At 39.2% G+C, this 22,870-nt stretch carries 25 protein-coding genes; 20 read left to right on the top strand and 5 right to left on the bottom strand.

Annotated elements, in window-relative coordinates; all coding sequences use genetic code 11:
- Window positions 1–4: 4 nt before the first annotated feature.
- From ABVF21_RS17055 to ABVF21_RS17025, 7 genes are all read left to right on the top strand, one after another.
- Window positions 5–85, top strand: coding sequence for an IS3 family transposase (locus ABVF21_RS17055; protein WP_371018277.1), 81 nt, complete (start codon window positions 5–7; stop codon window positions 83–85).
- A gap of 152 nt (window positions 86–237) precedes the next feature.
- Window positions 238–666 carry a BrxA/BrxB family bacilliredoxin gene (locus tag ABVF21_RS17050; protein ID WP_226614125.1) on the top strand — a complete coding sequence of 143 codons (429 nt, stop codon included), beginning with the start codon at window positions 238–240 and terminating at the stop codon, window positions 664–666.
- A 252-nt stretch (window positions 667–918) separates the two neighbouring features.
- On the top strand, window positions 919–1,719 hold the full coding sequence (locus tag ABVF21_RS17045; protein ID WP_371018649.1) for a transporter substrate-binding domain-containing protein: 801 nt from the start codon (window positions 919–921) through the stop codon (window positions 1,717–1,719).
- 26 nt (window positions 1,720–1,745) lie between these two features.
- Window positions 1,746–2,405, top strand: a complete 660-nt coding sequence (locus tag ABVF21_RS17040; protein WP_194222088.1) for an amino acid ABC transporter permease — start codon at window positions 1,746–1,748, stop codon at window positions 2,403–2,405.
- Window positions 2,398–3,120: an amino acid ABC transporter ATP-binding protein gene (locus tag ABVF21_RS17035; protein ID WP_371018648.1), complete on the top strand. Its 723-nt coding sequence runs from the start codon at window positions 2,398–2,400 to the stop codon at window positions 3,118–3,120. The genes ABVF21_RS17040 and ABVF21_RS17035 overlap by 8 nt, the downstream gene beginning before the upstream one ends.
- A 227-nt stretch (window positions 3,121–3,347) precedes the next feature.
- Window positions 3,348–4,316 (top strand): aromatic acid exporter family protein, encoded by a 969-nt coding sequence (locus ABVF21_RS17030; RefSeq protein ID WP_194222338.1) that lies wholly within the window; start codon window positions 3,348–3,350, stop codon window positions 4,314–4,316.
- Window positions 4,317–4,362: 46 nt separating this feature from the next.
- Window positions 4,363–4,908 (top strand): L,D-transpeptidase, encoded by a 546-nt coding sequence (locus ABVF21_RS17025; protein WP_303530733.1) that lies wholly within the window; start codon window positions 4,363–4,365, stop codon window positions 4,906–4,908.
- A gap of 145 nt (window positions 4,909–5,053) precedes the next feature.
- On the opposite strand, the gene prli42 is transcribed toward ABVF21_RS17025, so the two are convergent.
- A complete protein-coding gene (gene prli42, locus ABVF21_RS17020; protein ID WP_142329569.1) occupies window positions 5,054–5,146 on the bottom strand; it encodes a stressosome-associated protein Prli42 in 93 nt (30 codons plus the stop codon).
- Between the two features lie 206 nt (window positions 5,147–5,352).
- Here prli42 and ABVF21_RS17015 point away from each other — a divergent pair, with 206 nt between their 5' ends.
- The 9 genes from ABVF21_RS17015 to ABVF21_RS16975 all read left to right on the top strand — a co-directional run bounded on the left by ABVF21_RS17015 (window position 5,353) and on the right by ABVF21_RS16975 (window position 15,985).
- On the top strand, window positions 5,353–7,011 hold the full coding sequence (locus tag ABVF21_RS17015) for an acyl-CoA mutase large subunit family protein (RefSeq protein WP_371018647.1): 1,659 nt from the start codon (window positions 5,353–5,355) through the stop codon (window positions 7,009–7,011).
- Between the two features lie 21 nt (window positions 7,012–7,032).
- Complete coding sequence (gene mce / locus ABVF21_RS17010) at window positions 7,033–7,869, top strand: methylmalonyl-CoA epimerase (protein ID WP_283154009.1); 837 nt, start codon at window positions 7,033–7,035, stop codon at window positions 7,867–7,869.
- Window positions 7,866–9,416 carry an acyl-CoA carboxylase subunit beta gene (locus ABVF21_RS17005; RefSeq protein ID WP_303531129.1) on the top strand — a complete coding sequence of 517 codons (1,551 nt, stop codon included), beginning with the start codon at window positions 7,866–7,868 and terminating at the stop codon, window positions 9,414–9,416. Before mce ends, ABVF21_RS17005 begins: the two co-directional genes overlap by 4 nt.
- Before the next feature lie 25 nt (window positions 9,417–9,441).
- Window positions 9,442–10,563, top strand: coding sequence for a M20/M25/M40 family metallo-hydrolase (locus tag ABVF21_RS17000; protein ID WP_303530738.1), 1,122 nt, complete (start codon window positions 9,442–9,444; stop codon window positions 10,561–10,563).
- Between the two features lie 139 nt (window positions 10,564–10,702).
- Window positions 10,703–11,191: a transcriptional regulator, SarA/Rot family gene (locus ABVF21_RS16995; RefSeq protein WP_303530740.1), complete on the top strand. Its 489-nt coding sequence runs from the start codon at window positions 10,703–10,705 to the stop codon at window positions 11,189–11,191.
- 98 nt (window positions 11,192–11,289) lie between these two features.
- Window positions 11,290–12,570, top strand: coding sequence for a DNA polymerase IV (locus ABVF21_RS16990; RefSeq protein ID WP_194222081.1), 1,281 nt, complete (start codon window positions 11,290–11,292; stop codon window positions 12,568–12,570).
- A gap of 36 nt (window positions 12,571–12,606) precedes the next feature.
- Complete coding sequence (locus ABVF21_RS16985; RefSeq protein ID WP_303530748.1) at window positions 12,607–13,560, top strand: AAA family ATPase; 954 nt, start codon at window positions 12,607–12,609, stop codon at window positions 13,558–13,560.
- Entirely contained in the window at window positions 13,557–14,768 is a 1,212-nt protein-coding gene (locus ABVF21_RS16980) for a DUF58 domain-containing protein (protein WP_371018646.1), read from the top strand. The genes ABVF21_RS16985 and ABVF21_RS16980 overlap by 4 nt, the downstream gene beginning before the upstream one ends.
- Entirely contained in the window at window positions 14,765–15,985 is a 1,221-nt protein-coding gene (locus ABVF21_RS16975) for a hypothetical protein (protein ID WP_371018645.1), read from the top strand. The genes ABVF21_RS16980 and ABVF21_RS16975 overlap by 4 nt, the downstream gene beginning before the upstream one ends.
- On the opposite strand, the gene ABVF21_RS16970 is transcribed toward ABVF21_RS16975, so the two are convergent.
- A complete protein-coding gene (locus ABVF21_RS16970; RefSeq protein WP_371018644.1) occupies window positions 15,962–16,558 on the bottom strand; it encodes a CPBP family intramembrane glutamic endopeptidase in 597 nt (198 codons plus the stop codon). The two genes, ABVF21_RS16975 and ABVF21_RS16970, sit on opposite strands and share 24 nt — an antisense overlap.
- Before the next feature lie 90 nt (window positions 16,559–16,648).
- Here ABVF21_RS16970 and rnz point away from each other — a divergent pair, with 90 nt between their 5' ends.
- Window positions 16,649–17,581, top strand: a complete 933-nt coding sequence (rnz, locus tag ABVF21_RS16965; RefSeq protein ID WP_303530755.1) for a ribonuclease Z — start codon at window positions 16,649–16,651, stop codon at window positions 17,579–17,581.
- A gap of 30 nt (window positions 17,582–17,611) precedes the next feature.
- On the opposite strand, the gene namA is transcribed toward rnz, so the two are convergent.
- Entirely contained in the window at window positions 17,612–18,631 is a 1,020-nt protein-coding gene (gene namA, locus ABVF21_RS16960; protein WP_303530756.1) for an NADPH dehydrogenase NamA, read from the bottom strand.
- A 76-nt stretch (window positions 18,632–18,707) separates the two neighbouring features.
- The gene (locus ABVF21_RS16955) at window positions 18,708–19,493 is read right to left on the bottom strand and encodes a glycerophosphodiester phosphodiesterase (RefSeq protein WP_303530758.1); all 786 of its coding nucleotides are present in this window, start codon (window positions 19,491–19,493) and stop codon (window positions 18,708–18,710) included.
- A gap of 152 nt (window positions 19,494–19,645) precedes the next feature.
- Here ABVF21_RS16955 and ABVF21_RS16950 point away from each other — a divergent pair, with 152 nt between their 5' ends.
- The 3 genes from ABVF21_RS16950 (at window position 19,646) to ABVF21_RS16940 (ending at window position 22,051) form a co-directional block, all read left to right on the top strand.
- Window positions 19,646–21,262 carry a M20/M25/M40 family metallo-hydrolase gene (locus ABVF21_RS16950; RefSeq protein WP_303530760.1) on the top strand — a complete coding sequence of 539 codons (1,617 nt, stop codon included), beginning with the start codon at window positions 19,646–19,648 and terminating at the stop codon, window positions 21,260–21,262.
- A gap of 69 nt (window positions 21,263–21,331) precedes the next feature.
- Entirely contained in the window at window positions 21,332–21,718 is a 387-nt protein-coding gene (locus ABVF21_RS16945) for a DoxX family protein (protein WP_303530762.1), read from the top strand.
- A 123-nt stretch (window positions 21,719–21,841) separates the two neighbouring features.
- A complete protein-coding gene (locus tag ABVF21_RS16940; RefSeq protein ID WP_371018643.1) occupies window positions 21,842–22,051 on the top strand; it encodes a cation transporter in 210 nt (69 codons plus the stop codon).
- 52 nt (window positions 22,052–22,103) lie between these two features.
- Here ABVF21_RS16940 and ABVF21_RS16935 read toward each other — a convergent pair whose 3' ends face one another.
- Window positions 22,104–22,739: an FMN-dependent NADH-azoreductase gene (locus tag ABVF21_RS16935; protein WP_303530765.1), complete on the bottom strand. Its 636-nt coding sequence runs from the start codon at window positions 22,737–22,739 to the stop codon at window positions 22,104–22,106.
- Between the last annotated feature and the right edge of the window lie 131 nt (window positions 22,740–22,870).

Genomic DNA, 22,870 nt, shown 5'->3' with positions numbered 1-22,870 from the left:
ATACATACGATTTTACAATCACCAAAGATTTCAAAAGAAATTAAACAACCTGAGCCCCTATAAGTATAGAGCTCAGGCTGCTTAAAAATGCTTTTTAATTCCTGTCTACTTGACAGGGGTCACTTCAACTCGGGATGGCTGTTTTTTTTGATAAAGTTTGAAAGCGTTTCTTGGAAAAGTATAGGGATTCGCGATACAATAAGAGAGAAGGTTTCATGATAAAGGGAGGAATATAAAATGTCTATGGACTTTAATTTATTTATGAACGACGTTGTTGCAACAGCTCGTGAAGAAATCAAAGCAGCAGGATATAAAGAATTAACAACTTCTGAAGAAGTAGAAGAGGTTGTGACAAGTAAAGGAACAACTCTTGTGATGGTAAACTCTGTATGTGGATGTGCAGGAGGGGTTGCGCGTCCGGCTGCAAAAATGGCTATTACAAACGAAAAGGTGCCAGATCAACTTGTAACTGTTTTTGCAGGTCAAGATAAAGAGGCTACAGCAACAGCACGTTCATACTTCAAAGGTTTTGCACCATCTTCTCCATCGTTTGCTATATTAAAAGACGGAGAAATTATTAATATGGTTGAACGTCATGAAATCGAAGGTAGCGATCCTGAAGAAGTATCTGGAATGCTACAATACTTATTTAATAAATATTGTTAAATTGAACTCATTTACTCAAAAGCACCAGGCAAACTTGCCTGGTGCTTTTTTGCATATAATATTAGTTTCTGTTTCTTTAATTAAGAATGAACAAGAAAGGTTTTTGTTTGATAATACAGAATAAACCGAATTTAACAACTTTAATTTATATGAAATAATATGAATAAATATGTAGAAATCTAAAATATTATCTGCTATAGTAATTAATATACAAAAAAACGAATTATTATACATTGATCAGGGGGAATTAAAATGAAGAAAAATTGGCTAATGATTATAGGTGGATTATTCATGGTGATGGCACTAGTTGCATGCGGATCTTCAAATGAAAATTCGAACGAAGAAGAAAGTGGAGGTTCATCTGAAGAAACGCTCATTATGGGAACTTCAGCAGATTATCCGCCGTTTGAATATATTGATTCTGCAAAAGGAGAAGATATTATTGGTTTTGACGTCGATATTGCAAACTACATCGCTGATGAGTTGGGATATAATGTAGAAATAAAAGATATGGATTTTAGCGGGTTAATTACAGCGCTAAGTAGTGAACGTGTTGATTTCGTTCTAGCAGGAATGACGCCTACAGATGAACGTAAGGAAAATGTCGATTTCTCAGAAATTTATTATTCAGCTAATCACATGATTGTTTCTTCATCAGATAATAAAATGTCAAAGCCAGAAGACCTTGACGGAGCAAAAGTTGGTGTTCAGCTTGGATCGATTCAAGAAGATAAAGCGAATGAGCTAAAAGACAGTGGAATAAATATGGAGATTATCACATTAAATCGAATTCCAGAATTGATTCAAGAACTTAAGTCAGGACGTTACGATGCCATTATTATTGAAGATACGGTAGCGAAGGGCTACTTAGAAAGTAATGAAGATTTAACTGGTGAGAACCTTCCTAATCCCGAGGAAGCAGGGTCAGCTGTCGCTTTTCCGAAAGATAGTGAACTGACTGAAGAATTTGACGAAGTAATTAAAGAAATGAAAGAAAATGGCAAGATGGACGAGCTTATTGAGAAATGGTTTGGTCAAGACACCGTAGAATAACACCTTAGAAGAAAGGATGATCAGGCATGGATTTGGATTTCAGCCAATTCGTGCCTAATATTCCCTACATCCTGCAAGGAATATTGGTCACGTTAAAGTTTGTAAGTGTATCTGCAATAGTAGGATTTGTGCTTGGTACGGTTCTCGCATTATTTAAAATTGGTAGAGTAAAGGTTCTAACTTGGATAGCTGATGCCTATACTTCCGTTTTCCGAGGAACGCCACTCATTTTACAGCTACTATTATTCTATCATGCAACTCCTCAGCTAACGGGTTATGATATTTCAGCTTTTGAAGCCGGTGTCCTTTCATTTGGTCTAAATTCAGCTGCATATATTTCCGAAATTATTCGGGCTGGAATTCGTGCAGTAGACAGCGGACAGAATGAAGCGGCTGCTGCATTAGGTATACCTTATCGTCCGATGATGAAGGATATCATTCTACCACAGGCTATGAAAAACATTTTACCTGCACTCATGAATGAATTTATTACATTAACGAAGGAATCAGCGATTGTATCTGTTATTGGTGTGTTTGATATTATGAGAAGAAGTCAAATAGTGGCAGCAGAGAAGTTCAAGTATTTTGAGCCGTTACTTATTGCGGGGATCATTTATTACTTACTCGTTATGATATTAACTCTAGTTGGAAAAATGGTGGAGAGGAGAATGAGCCGGAGTGATTAGAATAGACAATTTGCACAAGAAGTATGGAACTCTTGAAGTATTAACTGATATTCAAACAACGATTCAAAAAGGAGAAGTAGTTGCAATTATTGGACCTTCTGGATCTGGTAAATCAACTCTTCTTCGATGTATGAATCAATTAGAAAATGCAACCTCCGGAACAATCTGGGTAGATGAGAAAAAATTAACAGATCCCACTACAAACGTCATGGAGTTACGTCAGTCTATTGGGATGGTGTTCCAGCATTTTCACCTTTTTCCTCATAAAACAGTATTGGAAAATCTTATTTATGCACCAATTAAAGTAAAAGGATTAAAGCGAGATGCTGCTGAGAAAAAAGCACATGAGCTCCTATTGCAAGTTGGACTTTCAATGAAGGCGAATGAATATCCGAAACGGCTTTCTGGAGGTCAAAAGCAACGTGTAGCCATAGCAAGAGCACTAGCTATGGAACCTGAGTATATGTTGTTTGATGAACCGACTTCTGCACTCGATCCTGAAATGGTAAAAGAAGTTCTTGATGTAATGAAGGATCTTGGTCAATCAGGGATGACTATGGTGATTGTTACACATGAAATGGCTTTTGCAAGAGAAGCAGCTGATCGTATCCTTTTTCTCGATGGAGGAAAGCTTGTGGAAGAAAGTGAACCTGCAGCATTCTTCAATGAACCAAAAACAGATCGAGCAAAAGCGTTTTTAGATAAAGTGTTATGAAGTGAGCCTATGGTTCACTTTTTTTATGTTGAATATAAGATAAAGTGTCTGACTTAGATATACAATCGCCCTTCCACAACAATAGGATGTAAGGATATATTATGAAAATATTTAATTGAAAGCGCTATTAATAGAGAATTTGCTGTTCAACGATACGAAAATGGTTTAGACTCTGATAATTGAAGGATATTAAAGTAGTAAGTCATATTTGGAAGGAAGTATTTTTATTGAAAGTGAAAATTGGTTATAGAACGCTAAAAACGGCAATAGGTACTGGTGTTGCGATAACAATCGCCCAATTGCTATCTCTTGATAACTACGTTTCTGCTGGCATACTTACCATTCTTTGTATAAAACCGACGACTAAACGGTCTTTTCGAAGTTCATGGGAACGATTTCTAGCTTGTTTACTCGGAATTGTGTTTAGCGCTGTGTTTTTTGAAGGAATCGGATATACACCGTTTAGCATCTCACTATTGTTGCTTTTCTTTATACCAGCCGTAGTCGCCATCAAGGCAACCGAAGGCGTCATTACAAGCTCAGTTATCATTCTCCATATTTATAATTTTAATCAAGTAAGCTGGGACATTGTATGGAACGAAGTAGCTATTATTGTTATTGGTATAGGTGTTGCCCTTCTATTTAACCTCTATATGCCAAGTCTTGAGAAAGATTTGTTGAATATTAGAAAACAAATTGAAGAGAAGTTTTCTGTGATCTTAATGGAATACGCGGTTTATCTTCGAGAAGGTGAAAGCAACTGGGACGGTAAAGAAATCATTGAAGTAGGTGATTTGCTTCAGTATGCGAAGAACTTAGCTCTTAAAGATATCGAAAACCATATGATTCGCGATGATGATAAATACTATGTTTACTTTAAAATGCGAGAAAAACAATTTACGATATTAGAGAGAGTGTTACCGATTATTTCTTCACTCGATCAAACGTATATTCATGGGCGTACGATAGCAGATTTTATGGAAAAGCTTAGTGAAGCTGTTAAACCTCAAAATACTGCGAATCTTTTTTTAGAAGAGCTTGAATCCATGAGAGAGGAATTTAGGAATTCGCCGTTACCTGTTGCTCGAGACGAATTTGAAACGCGGTCAGCTCTTCTTTATTTTCTAAATGAAATCGAACAATATCTGCTATTAAAACGATACTTTAAACCGGGAGCTTTCTCGAAATCCGAATGAATTGCATAAATGGATGCATGATAGATACTAAAAGGAGTGTTAGACCATGACCTCTTTCGTACTATCGATATATCTCTCTGTATCCATTCTTTTCCCTTTTGGTAGTCAACCTACCCCAGGAGACCCGTTTCTTATCGTTAATAAGATGACTAATGAGCTTGCATTCATTAATGAAAATGAAGTTCAGCGTGTTTTACCGGTAGCGACTGGTCGAAGTACGGAAGATACACCAGAAGGGCTTTTTACAATCATTATAAAAGCAGAAGATCCTTATTACAGAAAGAAAAACATAAAGGGGGGTGCGAAAGACAACCCCCTTGGTACAAGATGGATTGGGTTTGATGCAAAAGGTACAAATGGTCGGATTTACGGTGTACATGGTACTAATCGTCCAGATTCAATTGGTAAATATATTACGGCGGGCTGCATACGTCTATTAAATAAAGAGGTTGAGTCGCTTTTTGAGGTCGTTCCAATTGGAACGAAAATCATGATTACTACGAGTGAGAATGATTTTTATAAGCTTGGAGTTGAATCTGGGGCCCTATCTAAGGATAAAGCGATTTTAGACCATAAAGGAGCTCAAAATTAACTTGGTTTATAGCTATGAATAATGATAGATACTAAAAGAGAATGCCTATACAAAGAAGAGGCTGTCAACTGACAGCCTCTTCTTTGTATAGGATGAAAACTGTTTCTTTATTTAAAAATGATTTTTTGCTAGGAACAAGTCGTTATTAAAACAACATCGCAGTTGCTCCAGCAAACAAACTAAGAAGCATCGAGATAATCATAATATATACAACAATCTTTGTGGCTTTACGAGGCATGAGAGTCCCTCCCAAAATAAACATTCTATTGTCATTTTACATGGATTTCTTATATTGGACAAGACAATCCTTCATGAAACAGTAGCGAGTATCGACAAATTTTGTAGTTCTTGAAGGAAAACGCTTACTTAATAAAGAATTAGATATAAGTTAGACATCTAAATTTCGAATTAATTCTATAGCAAGACAACTAGGGAGGAATGGGGATGGAGACAGATAAGAAAGATTTTCAAACTCAATTTGAAGAATGGAAAGCACTAACTGAAAAACTTATTAAGAAGTTTCCGGAGAAGAAAGAAGCGTTTAAGACGAGCTCTGGAATTGATATAGACCGTTTGGGACATCCAGAAACTTTGGATGAGAACTACATGGAGAAATTGGGCTTACCAGGACAATATCCATATACAAGAGGTATTCAACCAACGATGTACCGAGGTAGAACATGGACAATGAGACAGTATGCAGGGTTTGGATCAGCTGAGGAGACCAACCGTCGCTTTAGATATTTACTTGATCAAGGTCAAACTGGATTATCAGTTGCCTTCGATCTTCCTACACAGATCGGCTATGATTCAGACGATATAATGGCCAAAGGTGAAGTTGGTAAAGTGGGTGTTGCTATTGATTCACTCAATGATATGGAAGCGCTTTTACGAGATATCCCTCTTGATAAAGTCAGTACTTCCATGACTATTAATGCTCCAGCATCTGTATTGCTTGCTATGTATATTGTCGTCGCAGAAAAACAGGGAGTGTCACAGGCACAAATTTCTGGAACGATCCAAAATGATATTTTAAAAGAATACATCGCTAGGGGTACGTATATTTTTCCACCAAAACCATCTATGAGACTTATCACGGACATTTTCGCTTATTGTGCTGAGCATGTACCGCGATGGAATACAATTAGTATATCAGGCTATCACATAAGAGAAGCGGGATCGACAGCGGCCCAAGAGCTAGCTTTTACAATAGCTAACGGAATCGCTTATGTTGACGCAGCTATTGAAACTGGGTTAAAGGTCGATGACTTTGCACCAAGATTGGCCTTCTTCTTTAACGGACACAATCAGTTCCTTGAAGAAATTGCGAAGTTCAGAGCTGCGAGAAGAATTTGGGCAAAGATTATGAAGGAACGGTATGGAGCTAAAAAAGCGAAAAGCCTTCAGCTACGTTTTCACACTCAAGTAGCGGGATCAACGCTAACAGCCCAACAACCGGATAACAATATCGTTCGAGTTACCATTCAGGCGCTTGCAGCAGTATTAGGTGGTACCCAGAGTTTGCATACGAATGCAAAGGATGAAGCATTAGCGTTACCAACAGAAGATTCAGCACGGATTGCTCTTCGAACGCAGCAAATTATCGCGAATGAAAGTGGTGTTACGGATACAGTTGATCCGCTAGGAGGTTCTTTCTTTATTGAGAAACTAACTGATCAGTTAGAAGAGTATGTGTTTGATTATATTCGCAAGATTGATGATATGGGTGGCGCAGTCTCAGCTGTTGAGCAAGGTTATATGCAGCGTGAAATTCATCAAGCTTCTTATGAAACTCAAAAGAAAATCGAAAGCGGCGAAGAAGTTGTTGTTGGAATGAATCAATATACTCTAGAAGATGAACCAAAGCCTGAATTACACCGTATAGATCCGGAGCTTCAGCGCAAACAAATCGAGAAAATTGAATCGCTTCGCTCTACAAGAGAACCGAATCGAGTGAGCGCTCGGTTGGAAGAATTGAGAATGGGAGCTAAAGGAACTAGCAATTTAATGCCTCTTATTATTAACTGTGTTAGAGACTATTGCACGGTTGGCGAAATCTGCGGGGTACTACGGGAAGAATTTGGTGAGTACACAGGAATCTAAACAAACTGGGAGTTGAGCGATATGAAGAAGATTCGAGTATTGATTGCGAAGCCAGGTCTTGACGGACACGATAGAGGTGCTCTTGTTATTGCGCAGGCCCTTCGAGACTATGGAATGGAAGTGATCTACACAGGGTTAAGACAGACGCCACAGCAAATCGTTGCAGCTGCTGTACAAGAAGATGTAGATGCAATTGGCCTATCTTGTTTATCTGGGGCCCACAATGAATTATTCCCTGAGATTGTTTCATTATTAGAAGAGCGCAGTGCGGGGGATATTATTGTAGTAGGAGGGGGTGTAATTCCATGGGAAGACATTCCGTTTCTAGAATCAAAAGGGATTCAAAAAGTTTTCACACCAGGAACCCCTACAAAAGATACAGCCATTTTCATTGAAAAAGCAGTATACGAGCGTGATGGAATTGACCAAACAGTTAAAGAGCCACCTAAGAAAATTGACCATATTGGGATTGCCGTTTCTTCTCTTGAAGAAGCACTACCTTTTTATGTGAATCAGCTTCATTTGAAGCTTGAAGCGATTGAGGAAGTCGCTTCTGAAGGTGTGAAAGTCGCTTTTATGAAAATCGGTGAGTCGAGAATCGAACTTCTTGAACCAATGAGTGAGTCTAGTCCAGTTGCCTTATTCATTAAGAAGAGAGGCGAGGGTATTCACCATATTGCTCTTGCTGATGACAGGATTGAAGAACGATTGAAAGAGCTTTCTTCAAACGGTGTTAAGCTGATTCATGAAACACCTGTTAAAGGAGCTGGTGGAGCGAACATTGCATTTCTGCATCCTAAATCAGCAGGAGGAGTACTATACGAACTTTGTGAAAAGGGAACGAAGGAGGCAGAATAATGGACATGTACGATAAAATTAATGAACTGTATGACCGCAGAAGAGAAGTAGAAATGGGCGGTGGTGATGAACGGATTAACAAGCAGCACGAGAAAGGTAAATTAACCGCTAGGGAACGAATTGACTTGCTGGTTGACTCAGGTACCTTTGTAGAGCTGAACTCGTTCATTGAACATCGCTCTCAAGACTTCGGCATGGGAGATTTAAAAGCACCTGGAGAAGGTGTTGTGACCGGTTATGGAAAAGTAGATGGTCGTCCTATTTATGTTTTTGCCCAAGATTTCACAGTGTTTGGTGGCGCATTAGGGGAAATGCACGCCAAAAAAATAACCCATGTTATGGATCTTGCTGCTCGTAATGGTGCTCCAATCATTGGTTTGAATGACTCTGGAGGTGCGAGAATTCAAGAAGGTGTGGTATCATTGGACGGGTACGGACATATCTTCTATCGAAATTCGATCTATTCCGGAGTGATCCCACAAATTTCTGTGATTATGGGTCCATGTGCAGGTGGGGCTGTTTATTCACCAGCAATTACTGATTTTGTTTTTATGGTAGAAGATACGAGTCAGATGTTTATTACTGGTCCGAAAGTAATCGAAACGGTTACGCGCGAGAAAATTTCTGCTGAAGATCTTGGCGGTGCGAAAGTTCACCGTTCTAAAAGTGGAAACGCGCACTTCACAGGAAAAACTGAGGAAGAAGTTCTCGCAAACGTTCGCGATTTGATCACTTACTTACCATCCAATAACGAGGAGAAGACGCCAATCGTGGCAAGTCCGGAACGAGATGATTTTTGTTCAGATCTTGCGGATATTGTCCCATTTGACTCCACGAGACCATATGACGTAAGAGCCGTAATTGATTCAGTTGTTGATAAAGATTCTTTCTTAGAAGTACAAAAGTATTTTGCGAAGAATATCGTCATTGGTTTTGCAAGAATCAAGGGAGAAACAGTTGGAATGATTTGCAATCAGCCTAAGGTAATGGCCGGAGGACTTGATATTGATTCTTCTGATAAGCTTTCACGGTTTATCCGATTCTGTGATTCATTTAATATACCATTGATCACGTTTGAGGATGTTACAGGATTTTTCCCAGGAATTAAGCAAGAACATGGGGGCATTATTCGTCACGGAGCAAAAATTCTTTATTCATATTCTGAAGCAACGGTGCCCAAAATTACAGTCATTTTAAGAAAAGCTTATGGTGGAGCATATGTTGCCCTAAACTCGAAATCCATTGGAGCTGACCTTGTATATGCATGGCCGAATGCAGAGATAGCTGTAATGGGTCCAGAGGGAGCCGCAAACGTCATTTTTGCGAGAGAAATTAATGGGAGCGATAATCCCGAAGAAACGCGCGCTTCAAAGATTGAAGAGTATCGGGAGAAATTTGCTAATCCATACATAGCCGCATCACGCGGGATGGTTGATGATGTCATTGATCCGAGAGAGACTAGAATGAAATTGATTGAAGCACTGGAATTAATGAGAAATAAGCGAGAAGAACGTCCAAAGAAAAAGCATGGTAACATTCCGCTTTAAAATGAATTACAGGAGGCACGACATCATGATTAATGAACAAAGACTTGTGGATGAGTTTTTAGAACTCGTTCAAATTGATTCTGAAACAAAAAACGAAAAGAAAATTGCTGCCATTTTAAAAGAAAAGTTCACATCACTTGGTGTGGAAGTAGAAGAAGATGATGCAGCAGAAAAAACGGAACATGAAGCCGGTAACCTAATTTGTACACTAAAAGGCACCGTTGAAAGTGCAGATCCGATCTACTTCACTTCGCATATGGATACAGTTGTCCCAGGAAAAGGAGTTAAGCCTTCAATTAAAGATGGATATGTCGTATCGGATGGAACAACGATTCTTGGTGCCGATGACAAAACAGGACTAGCTGCGATGTTTGAAGCTATTCGTGTACTAAAAGAACAGAATATCGAGCATGGAACGATCCAATTTATAATAACTGTTGGAGAAGAGTCTGGACTACAAGGTGCAAAAGTTCTTGATCCAGAGAAGCTAATCGCCAAATTTGGCTACGCTCTCGATAGTGATGGTGAAGTTGGGAAAATTATCACAGCGGCTCCTACTCAAGCAAAAATCAAGGCAACTATTTATGGAAAAACGGCTCATGCAGGAGTAGCACCTGAAAAGGGAGTTTCCGCAATCACGATGGCAGCAAAATCTATCGCTAAGATGCCTCTTGGACGTTTGGATAATGAAACGACAGCGAATATTGGTCGTTTTCAAGGTGGCTCACAAACAAACATTGTATGCGACTATGTGGAAGTTCTTGCAGAAGCACGCTCGCTCGTTCCAGAGAAAATGGAAGCTCAAGTAGAAAAAATGAAAAAAGCATTTGAGACAACTGCTTCAGATATGGGAGGCTCCGTTGATCTTGATATTAAGGTCATGTACCCTGGATTTAAGTTCAACGATGGTGATTACGTTGTTGAAATAGCGAAAAAAGCTATGGAAAAGATTGGTCGTTCCCCAGAACTATTGACTAGTGGCGGTGGAAGTGACGCAAACGTTATAGCTGGACACGGTATTCCCACAATTAACCTTGCGGTAGGTTATGAAGAAATTCATACTACAAATGAACGGATGCCGGTAAAAGAATTAGTGAAAGTTTCTGAAGCCGTGGTATCTATTATTAAAGAAGTAGCAAATGCATAGTAAGTAAAGCATTGTTTAGAACATTGTCGGATTTAGACAATGTTCTTTTTTTGTTGTTCTCATCTTCGTGGCAGGATTCCTATATTATGTTAAAATGGATTCGTATGATTACAATTAAAGAAGTGGAAGCGGTGTTAAGATGGACTCTATTCAAACTCATAAACTAATGAACTATATGCGCGGAACATATAAAGTTCTCGAAAATGAATGGCAAAAAAATGCAAGAGAGATTGGATTAACTCAGGCTGAACAACATGTGATGTGGATTGTTTACTTTGAGGAAGAGGTAACGATAACCAAAATATCGGAAATCGGTCTATGGGATGTCTCCACCGTTATGCAGGTATTAAAGCGGTTGAAAAACAAATTGTTCGTTAAACTTGAAAAGAAAACGGATGATCGACGCGTATCATATGTTACTTTGACTGAAGAAGGACTATCTAAAGTAGAAGCGAGTGACCAGTACTCATACTCCGTTATGAAGTACCTTGAAGAATATCGCTCCAAATCAGAAGAAAATGCTGAATTTCTTGAGGCAATGTATCAATTTCAGATGGAGTTCAATAAGCATTTTCACGGAAATGAATTTGTGAAATGGGTTGAAAGACAACAAGTTAAAACGACGTAAGGCAGGGGCCCACTCCTGTCTTTTTGTTAGTTACTAGTGACAGGCACCGCCCGAATAGACTCGAATGGAGTCGATATAGGTTTAAGGAGATGTGTGGAATGGATAGGAGTGCAAAGGGAAGAGGTAGAATTATTTTTCATGTGGATATGAACAGTTTTTATGCGTCAGTTGAAGCTGCTCATAATCCAGAGCTTCGCGGAAAACCTCTTGCGATTGCCGGGAATGTTGAGGAAAGGCGAGGCATTGTGGTGACAAGTAGCTATGAAGCGAGAAAGAAAGGTGTGAAAACAACAATGCCGGTATGGGAAGCGAAAAAGTACTGTCCAGAACTTCTCATCATGCCACCTAACTTTCCCCTTTATCGCCAAACCTCTCTCCAAATATTCGAATTGTTAGAAACCTACACGCCACTCGTTCAGCCAGTATCGATTGATGAAGGTTACTTAGATATTACGGAAGATTGCGGTGAGAAAAGTCCTGTTGCTATTGCAAAGGAAATTCAACAGCGGATTCATTCTGAAATTGGTATTCCATGTAGTATCGGAATCGCCCCTAATAAATTCTTGGCTAAAATGGCTTCTGATATGAAGAAGCCTTTAGGTATAACGATTCTTCGTAAAAGAGAGCTAGATAAATTACTCTGGCCGCTAGATGTTGGTGAAATGCATGGGGTAGGCAAGAAAACGAAGGGGAAATTGCATGAACTCAATATTAAAACCATTCACGATCTTGCTCATGCGAATCCTCTGCAGCTTGAAATGAAGCTTGGTATCAACGGAAGAAGGCTACATGACCGCGCAAATGGGAGGGACGACCGTCCGGTTGATCCTGACGCCATAGATGAGTTTAAAAGCGTTGGGAATTCCACCACTTTTCCCGAGGATCTCATTGATCATCATCGTATTAATACTGCGCTGACTAATTTATCAGATTCGGTCGCGAAGCGTATGAGTAAGAAGAATGTTTTGAGCTTTAATATTCAGCTGACGATTCGCTACAATGATCGCACAACTGTAACCAGAAGCAAGAAGCTTCAAAACCCGATTTCTCAATCTGCTGATATTTTAGATGCAGCTCAGAGACTATTTGAAAAGAACTGGTCCGGGCAGCCAATTCGATTACTTGGAATAACTGGACAGCAATTAGTTGATCGAAACGAAGCCACTGTTCAGCTTGATTTATTTTCTTTTGAAGCTGATTCAAGAAGAGATAGCTTACAGAAAACCATTGGATCTATCCGATCAAAATACGGAGATAGTGCTCTTCTAAAAGGGAACCAGCTTGGCGAAGATGGAAGTCATAAACTGCGAGACGAGAAAAGACGTGGAACGAGTCTAGATCGTGATTTTCTTTGGAATTATAAAAAAGAAAAAGAATAGCCCATTTTTCATCTGATCTGAAAGGGAGCTGACAAAATGAAAATTGTAGAAAAAATGAAGATTGTTCAACATGAAATGCAAAAGGTGCTGATCGGCAAAGAAAAAACGATTGAACTTGTAATGATTTCATTGTTGAATAATGGGAATGTTTTATTAGAAGATGTTCCAGGCACGGGGAAAACACTTCTTGCCCGGTCAATGGCCGTTTTACTAGGAGGGGAATTTAAGAGAATACAATTTACTCCTGATGTTCTTCCAGGTGACGTCACAGGTATTCAATTTTTCAATCCTAAGAAACAAGATTTTGAATTACGACCCGGCCCCGTTATGACGAATGTATTACTCGCAGATGAGATAAATCGAGCTACTCCAAGGACCCAGTCGAGTTTATTGGAAGTTATGGAAGAGAAGCAAGTAACCATTGAAGGAACAACGTTAAAGCTTCCTACTCCTTTTATCGTCATGGCGACACAGAACCCATTAGAATCACAGGGTACCTTCTCATTACCTGAAGCACAAATGGATCGCTTCTTTATGCAAATGAAAAGTGGCTACCCAACCATGAAAGAAGAAAAACAGATGATTCAAATGATGAGATTACATAATCCATTTAATGATTTGACGTGTCTTTTTGAAGAAGGTGAGATTGAATCATTTCAAGAGGAAGTAAAACGAGTTGAACTTTCTGATGTGATTGAAGATTATTTACTTAATATTGTGGAAGCCACAAGAAATTCAGAGTACATAAGTGTTGGCGTTAGTCCAAGGGGCACAATTGCTTTTATGAAAGCCGCACAGGGAAAAGCGTATTTAGAAGGGAGACGATATGTCACTCCTGATGATCTCCAGTTCGTGGCTCCTTATGTTCTTAGTCACCGTCTTGTACTTACGATGGAAGGATCCATGCGGATGACGAAACAAAAAGTATTTAATGAAATTCTCACTCAAATTGAAGTGCCTGTGGAAGTGCTAGGGACGTCAGTAACATGAGGTGGAAATCGTCAACATCGCTTTCATTGTTTCTAACTTCATTTTTTGCCCTGAGCTGGATTGTCCTTCTTCTCTCATTTTATTTTCAGTCTTTTGAACTTTTCTTAATCACCATTGCGCTATTGCTATTAACCTTTTTTACTCGTCTGTACTTGAAAAATGCAGGTGAGCATCTTGAATTAGTAAATAACCGTCGAACGATTAAGCTTTTCAAAGGGGAGCAGGAAACCCTCTCTTTTACACTAAACAATACTGGGAAAGTTCCGATATGGAATGGGCAGCTCCATTTTTCTCTAGAGCCTATTCTGCATGTTTCAAATGTTGATCTAGTCCAAAATACCAAAAACCTTCAATTTTATTCCATACCTTATTATCTTGGTAGAAAGGAAGGGAAAACCATTTCCTTTCCGATTTATGCAGATAAAAGAGGAGTGACTCGGATAAGAAAAGTAGAGCTTTTGATTAAAGATCTCTTTGGATGGGGGAGACAGTTATCCATTCTTGAAAGTTTATTTCAGACAGAAATTCTGATATATCCCGAACTTTTAGAGGTGAAAGGTGTAGAGCGACTTTCGACGTTCGAAATGGGAAGCCATTCTTATGAACATTCGCTATATGAAAACCTCTCATCTCCAGCAGGTGCCAGGGAATACGAAAGTTCGGACCCATTCAATCGCATTCATTGGAAAGCCACAGCTAGAACCTCAGAATTGAAAACAAAAGTATACGAACGTTCGATTGATTTGAGGTGGATATTTGTTCTTGATTTATCTGTTAAAAGGAAAAATAGTCCTGGGCAGGTCTCTAAAGACATCGAGACGTATATAAGTCAACTTGCTTTTCTCTGCAAACTTGCTACCAAAAGAGGGGTGTCATTCGAATTACATATCAATCTAGATCCAGAAGGACCGTCCCCATGTATGACACTAGAAGCAGGTGAGGGAAATGCTCAGTTGAGTAATGCGCTTGAATTGCTAGCTCGAATTGACGAAACGAGGCCTTTGTTATCTTTTGAGCGAATGAGTGCATGGCTGCGGAAGCGAATAACAGATCGATCTGTTGTCATTCGATTAGGAGAACCGATCCACGAGAGCAAAGAAGCAGCGTTTTATCATCTATTAGAAAGGAAAGGACATAAATGCTATGAAGTAAAAATGTCAGGTGATGACGCATATCTTAGCTATTTAGAGAGGAAGAAGGAGTCATGAGTTTACGAAAGGAACTCTCTCATATTCTTTATTACGTTTATGACATGGTGTTTGTGTATCTTATCATTTCGTTTTTTTATTTGTATGAAAAGACCTTTCCACCGATACTTCCCTTTCTGACTATGGTTATAGGGGGAGGCTTAGTATTTTTCGGTGTCTACGCCCGAAACCGCGCATACATTTCGTTTACATGGATGTTGCTGCTAATGGTTTTGACGACTCTTGCGGGAGTAGTAGTGCTAGGTTTCCCGTTCCTATATACGGTTCTTCTTTCGATAGTCATTGCCTGGCGGAGTTATATTAATATGTGGGAGATTGAGCGAAGTAATGATGCTCTCATATTTTTCTTAAGTTTAATTGGGGCGTTTCTATTCTTTTTATTTAGTAATTCATCTGAACTGCGACAGGTTATTTTTTTGTTGCCTCTTGTGCAGTTCGTGATGCTTCTTATTTGTAGAACTGCTGTAGAAGTTAGAAAAACAGGAGGGAAGAAGCAGGCTAGGTGGGCGATAAGCTCTATCTTCATTTTGTTATCTGCTTCAAGTGTACTGTTTAGCATCTTGATTTGGGTGAAAGAACCGATCGTAAAAGCAATCTCTTATTCGATAAGCGGACTAGGTTATGTTATTGGTCTACCGATTTACTGGATAACATCGTTTCTTGAAGGTCGCTTTACTGAAGATGGTCGGGAATTATTACAGACGAGCTCGAGTAGTGAGACTCAAGAAATCATGAACGATAAAAAAATTCTGAATCAAGGGATAGATATTCCGATAGAGATGATTTTCTATACTCTACTTTTCATTTGCTTCGTTATTGTTGCGATCGTTTTGTATAAGAAAAGGTTGGCTCTTTCTCGTTTTCAAGTCAAATCGTTTGCAACTTCAACAAGTGAAACAGTGTATTCACATAAAGATAAACAAATGAAGCAATCAAAGCCACCTTCTGATCAAATAAGAAAACAGCTCTATGATCTTGAAATAAAAGCGTTCAAATATCGTAATGGTCGCCAAAAAGATGAAACGTTAAGTGAATGGTTGCGAAGGATTCCTGGTAGTTGTGAAAACAAAAAGTATATTATTAAAATTTACGAGAAGGTTCGCTATGGAGAGAAAGATCCAGATCACAAAGAGGCTCTTCTGTATAAGAAGCATGTGAAGAACCTCCTTCATGAAGTAAAGTTTTCGTATAAACTAGAGAAGCGGAAAGAAAACTAGAAGAAATAAGTCGAAAACAAGGTGTGAAAGCAGTGGAACGATCATATTTTCAGTGCGTTTATACAGGTATCCCCATACAATTCCTGCTAAAACAGCAGCTATCAGCAATAGAAAAGCGCCTGCATATATGTGTGCACTCATATAAAGAAGAGCAGCTAGTAAGATTGGATACTTGATGTGAATCGTTCTTAGCTGTGTTTGTACAAACCCTCTCCAAAACAGTTCTTCTCCCGGAATGATGATAAGAATTAGGCTGTAATAATGCCAGGTTTGATTAGGTGCTACAAGTTGATAGAGTGCTTCAACCTGAGTTATCGACTGAGGGAAAATGTAGAGCATCATCACTTTACCCACATAAAAAATGAGATACAGCAAGCCACCGCTTCCAATTCCGATTATGAGTTGAGCGAAAGAAATTTCCCTCCATTTAACATGACGGAATGAAAAACTACCGAGTAATAGAAGAGATACGGTAAAGAGCGGCCAGAAGATGTCATTTAACAAAAAGAAAGACAAGAATAAAAGGATATGAGATAGGACTAATGCAACTATTAATCTATTCTTCGAAGACATGAGATCCAGCTCCTATATGAAATTTATACATATAGTGTAGCTGATCATCTAAATGTTTGCGACTAAGAGACGATGAAAAGGAGGATTTAGATGGAAATCACATTTCTTGGGACGGGTGCCGGTGTTCCTTCCACAAAACGCAACGTCAGTTCCGCAGCCCTTCGATTGGATTCTGGAGAAGTATGGTTATTTGACTGTGGAGAAGCGACACAACATCAAATTCTTACTTCATCTATTACACTTAGTAAAATGACAAAAATTTTCATTACTCATTTGCACGGAGACCACATTTTTGGATTACCAGGCATCCTTGGGAGTCGCTCCTTTCAGGGAGGAGAATCAGAATTGGTTGTATATGGTCCCAAAGGATTAGCTGATTTTATTGATACAGCGATTCGGATTAGTGGCACCTACCTACGTTATCCGCTGCGTATTGTAGAAGTAGAGGACGGGGTTCAAGTGAATGAATCTCATTTTTCCATTAAGGTTGCTCTTTTGGAGCACGGAATCGATAGCTTTGGTTATCGCATTGAAGAAAGGGATAAAGCAGGTACGTTAAATGTTGAAAAATTAAAGGCTCTCGGCGTACAGCCTGGACCGATCTATCAAAAGTTGAAAAGCGGTTGTTCAATTAAACTGGAGAACGGGCAAACGATTCATGCGTGTGACGTGACAGGACCAACCATTAAAGGTAGGCACATTGTCGTTTGTGGCGATACAAGATTTACAGAAAAGACCATTGATTTTGCCAGAAATGCCGACGTTTTGATTCACGAAGCTACTTTTTCTGAGGCAAACACTAGACTAGCATATGAGTATTATCATTCCACTACAGTTCAAGCAGCTAGGATTGCAAAGGATGCTCGGGTGGAGAAACTGTTGTTAAATCATATTAGTTCTCGCTACCAGGAATCTGATGTTTTAGGACTGGTGGAAGAAGCGAGAAATGTTTTTGAAAATACCGATTTAATGATGGACCAGACAACGGTACATATTCCATTAAGAAAAACGAGCTCAACTTGAGCTCGCTTTATCTATATCTATTGCAACACATTAGTTCCAACCACGTTCATATTGTTTAGGAGCTTTTAAATCTCCTCCAAGTTCAGCTGCGGCAGTTCTAGCCCAATAAGGATCTCTTAACATTTCTCTAGCGAGTAAAACGAGATCCGCTCGTTCATTTTGAATGATCTCTTCCGCTTGAAGAGGATGGGTAATTAATCCAACGGCTCCAGTTGCAATGTTAGATTCCCTTCGGATTTGTTCGGCATGCTTTACCTGATAACCTGGGTAGGCTTGAATACGCGCAGGAACAACTCCACCAGTACTACAATCAACAAGATCGACACCTTGCTTTTTCATTTCGTCAGAAAAATAAACGAAATCCTCCATTGTATTACCTTCTTCATGGTATTCCTCAGCAGAAATTCGAACGAATAGTGGTCCGTCCCAAACTTCGTTTACTTCATTAATGGTTTCTTTTAAGAAACGATAACGGTTTTCTCTTGAACCGCCATATTCATCCTTACGTTTGTTAGTGAGTGGCGATAGAAATTCATTGATTAAATATCCGTGAGCGCCGTGTAGTTCAATCACATCGAATCCTGCTTCCTTCGCTCGTTCCGCTCCTTTTCTAAAAGCATCGATGGTTGCCTTAATTTGTTCGACTGTCATTTCTTCTGGTGTTTTCATCTCATCATTGAAAGGAATGGAAGATGGTGCAATAATCGGTCCATCGAGAACGGCTTTTCGACCTGCGTGCGCAAGTTGAATGCCAACTTTTGATCCCTGTTCTTGAGAAAGATGCACAATTTTTTTTAATCCTTCTATATGGTCATCACTCCAGATTCCAAGATCCTGTGGAGAAATGCGACCTTGTTCTGTGATGGCTGCTGCTTCTGTGAAAATCAAGCCTGTTCCTCCTACAGCTCTGGAAGTGTAGTGAATATAGTGGAAGCTTGTGGCTTTACCGTCCTGTGCTTCACATGAATACATGCACATGGGACTCATTACAATCCGGTTAGGGAAGGTGACATTTTTAATAGTATATGGTGTAAATAATGCTGAAGACATGCAATCGCTCCTTTATTACTTCTTTCGTAACCCTAAAAGTATAGCATGACCAAAAATAGATGTCGCAAATCTTGCTTTACTTTGTTACCACACTCCAGACAGTTTTCCACCATGACTTTTTTTGTTGAGGAATTTGTTTATTATGCATGATATTAAGCGCCAGGTCTGGGACGTCTGTCATAATTCCATCCACTTCCCAATCGAGGAATTGTCTTAGTCCTTTTTCGTCATTGACCGTATAAGGACGTATTTTAATGCCATGTGAATGCACTGCTTTTACGAGTGATGCATGGATGGATTTGAATTGCGGATGGATCGCTTTTGCTTTTAACTTCTTAGCATAATGCCATGGCTCATGTAAATTCCCCTTATAAAGAGGTGCTGTTTCTAATTTTGGCCATAATTTATGCACATCTATCAGCCGTTGGTGTTCAAAGCTAGAAATCATCGTATTTTTCTCAGAGCGATATTTCTTAATGAGTGGAATCGCCACTTTGGCAAGCTGTTCGTCGTCTTCTCGATAGTATTTTAATTCAATGTTTAACAAAACCTCTGGGTAGTCCGCTGCCCAGATCAAAACCTCTTCTAACGAAGGAATTTTTTCATGTTTAAAATCGGGAGAAAACCAGCTTCCCGCATCAAGTTTTTTGAGGTCAGAGAGAGTGGTTTCTGTCACAATCCCTTTTCCGGATGTTGTCCTTTTCAGCGTTCGATCATGAATAACGACAGGGATCCCATCTTTTGAAAGCTGAATATCAATTTCAATTCCGCCTGCTCCAAGATGAACAGCGCGTTGATAAGCACTTATTGTGTTCTCGGGGCATTGTCTACTTGCGCCTCTGTGAGCGAATATAATTGTCATTGTTCCCCTCATTTCTGCTGGTCTTTTCGGGTTTAGTATGTATAAAATATGATAAACGGAAAAAGAGTTCATAAAAGTCCGTCTATTCCCATTAAACCTACCAAAAACAGGTTGGATTTGCAAAAATAACAGACATATGAGGGGGCGATGTGATGGGGAAATGGCAAACGAAAGAAACCTTAATGTACTTACTATCCAGACTAGTTGAACATCAGAGTGTAACAGGATCATATCCGGAGGTAGCACTTGCTGAATATATTCACCTTCAGCTTCAGGATTTGGACTATTTCAAAGGAAATCCTAATATGCTCGCTCTTCATCCAACAAGTGATGGTCGCTCTTTCGTTACAGGACTTATTAAAAAAGGACGGTCTAAGAAAACGGTTATATTAATTAGCCATTTTGATGTGGTTGACATAGAAGACTACGGACAATTCAAAAATCTAGCTTTTAGTCCATATGATCTTACAGAAGAAATATACAAAAATATTGATAAAATGCCGGTTGAAGTTCAGAACGACCTTACAAGTGGCGAGTGGATGTTTGGGCGTGGTGTAATGGATATGAAAGCTGGCATTGCCCTTCAAATGAGTATGCTTGAAAAAGCAAATTTTGGTGAATTTGACGGGAATATTTTATTCCTTACTGTTCCTGATGAAGAAGCAAATTCACTTGGGATGATCGAAGCTGTTCCTGTACTTGTCGAAATGGCTAAACAGCATGATTTAATTTATACTGCCTGCTTAAATTCTGAACCTGTTTTTACAAATTATCCTGGTGACCAGAACTTGTATGTTTATTCAGGATCAATTGGAAAGCTATTACCTGGCTTTTTCTGTTACGGTCAAGAAACGCACGTTGGTGAGCCGTTCTCAGGATTGAATGCTAACTACATGGCTGCTGAAGTAACAAGAGAGCTTGAGCTTAACGCTGATTTTTGTGAAGTTGTCGATGGGGAAGTAACACCTCCGCCAACTAACTTAATGCAAAAGGATTTAAAAGAAGGATACTCCGTACAGATTCCGCATGTGGGTGTAACTCTTTTCAATGTTCTTGGTATGGAGAGGAGCATTCAGCATATTACAAATCAATTAATGGAGGCAGTCAAAGTTGCTGCCAAACGCATTGAAAATCACTATTTGGAGAAAGCTACAGCGTTCTCCATGCTCCAAAACTATGTCCCTGAACCATTCAAGGTTAACGTTCTGACTTATGAGCAGCTGCATCAACGTGCTGTAATGCTGTTTGGGGAGGCAGAAATTAAGCGTCGGCAAGATTATATATCTGCCAATTTTAAAGATCTAGGCGATCGAGATCTTTCAACAAGAATGGTTTTTGATTTAGCCGCATTATGTAAAGATGATGGTCCGATGATTATCCTTTTTTATAATCCACCATTCTATCCGGCTGTATCTTCCAGGCATGATTCTTTTATTCAGGAAACCATTCATCGAGTGGTCGCTTATAGTTCAACAAAACATAAGGTGACGCTGAAACCTCAACATTATTTTCCAGGACTTTCTGATTTAAGTTTCGTCGGGCTTGAAAGAACGAAAGAAACAATCCAACCATTAATGAGCAACATGCCGTTATATGGTCAATCATACGAATTGCCTCTAGAAGCTTTAGAGCAGCTAAAAGTTCCCGTCATGAACCTTGGACCTAAGGGTAAAGATGCGCATAAATGGACAGAGCGGCTTGAACTCACCTATTCTTTTGAAACGCTTCATGAAATGCTTCCATATACAATTAAGGAGCTGCTTCGCTAAGCGTTTCCCTTCAACAAATGAAGGTGAGTTTGCTATCATGAAAGAATCGAAGTGAAAAGGAGATACTTTATGAAAAAAACGATTCGGATGATAGCCCTCGTCTTATTTGCTTTCTTCTTTATTTTTGCAGGATTTGCTCATTTTCTTCAGGGTGAAGGTTTTGCCGCAATGGTACCCGATTGGGTTCCGTTCAAACTCGGCCTCATTTATTTAACTGGAATCATAGAGATCGTATTAGCGATTCTTCTGCTTGTTCCTTCCACACGTAAACAGGCTAGATTGTGGACGGTCATATATTTAATCGCTATTTTTCCAGCAAATATTTATGCAGCAATTGCTGGCGTACCTGCTCCAGGGCAAGATGAAGCAAATCAAGTATTATTATGGGTGAGATTACTTTTTCAACCATTATTGATCTGGTGGGTATTCTGGGCCGCAGCTCAAAAAGACAGTTAGGGAATTTCCCCTGCTGTCTTTTGCTATAATTGAAAGTTCTAGCTTTAAATTCTATGACATAGTACTTTAACAAGAATAGGGGAAGAATAGAGTCAACTTAACAACTGGAGGGGTGAACAAGAAGTGGAAAAAACAACTTTGAAGATTAAAGGAATGACTGGAGAAAATTGTATGGTGATCGTTCGGACTGCTTTACTAGAATTGAATGGAGTTTTAGCTGTAGAAGTTCATCTCAAGGAAGGAAGTGCTAAAGTAACTTATGATAAAAATGAAGTGTCTTCCTCAGATATACAGAAAGTAGTGGAAAAGCAGGGGTATGATGTGAAGGTATAAAAAACCAGCTGAAATTAGTTCTTCAGCTGGTTTTCGTAAATAAATATCGAGATTAGAATGTATGGGCAGTGTCTTTTGCACGAGCAATAGCATCCTGTTTAATTTCTTCTGCTTTATCTGGCATAGCATTATGACCTTCTACAAAGAGTCCTTCGTATTCTGGAACACCGTAGAATTGCATCATCGTTGTGAAGTAACGATGGCCCATTTCCATTTCAGCAGCGGGACCATCAGAATACACGCCACCACGTGCCTGGATATGAATGGCTTTTTTATCTGTTAAAAGACCTACAGGGCCATTTTCAGTATATTTAAAGGCTTTACCAGCCACAGATACAGAGTCAAAATAGGCTTTCATTACTGGAGGGAAAGAGAAATTCCAGAGTGGAGTAACGAATACATATTTATCTGCTTCAATAAATTCTTCACTTAATTCATTAAGACGCTTTACTTTTTCTTGCTCACTTGCTGATAGTTCTTCAAATCCTTTTCCTGACTGCAATTTCCCCCAGCCGCTGAACACATCAGCATCGATTTGAGGAATATGCTCACTATAAAGATCTATATGAACAACCTCATCGGTTTCATTTTCTTGCTTATACGTCTCTATAAATGCTTTACCTACTGCCATACTATAAGATTGAGTATCATCGTGTGGATGAGCAGTGATGTATAAAACTTTTGCCATTACAGATTCATTCCTTTCCTATTCGTTCCAAGTATCTTGAATTGAGTTATTTTTAATTCAAGACAAATTATAAAGCAGTCGTAAGATTGATTCAAGGAATTTGCCTCATAGTAATTAAATCAAGTCAAAGT

Source organism: Pseudalkalibacillus sp. JSM 102089, from assembly GCF_041366475.1.
Taxonomy (GTDB): Bacteria; Bacillota; Bacilli; order Bacillales; family Guptibacillaceae; genus Guptibacillus; species Guptibacillus hwajinpoensis_B.
The sequence above is the reverse complement of the archived record's forward strand: the minus strand, read 5'-3'. Positions and strand labels throughout refer to the sequence as shown.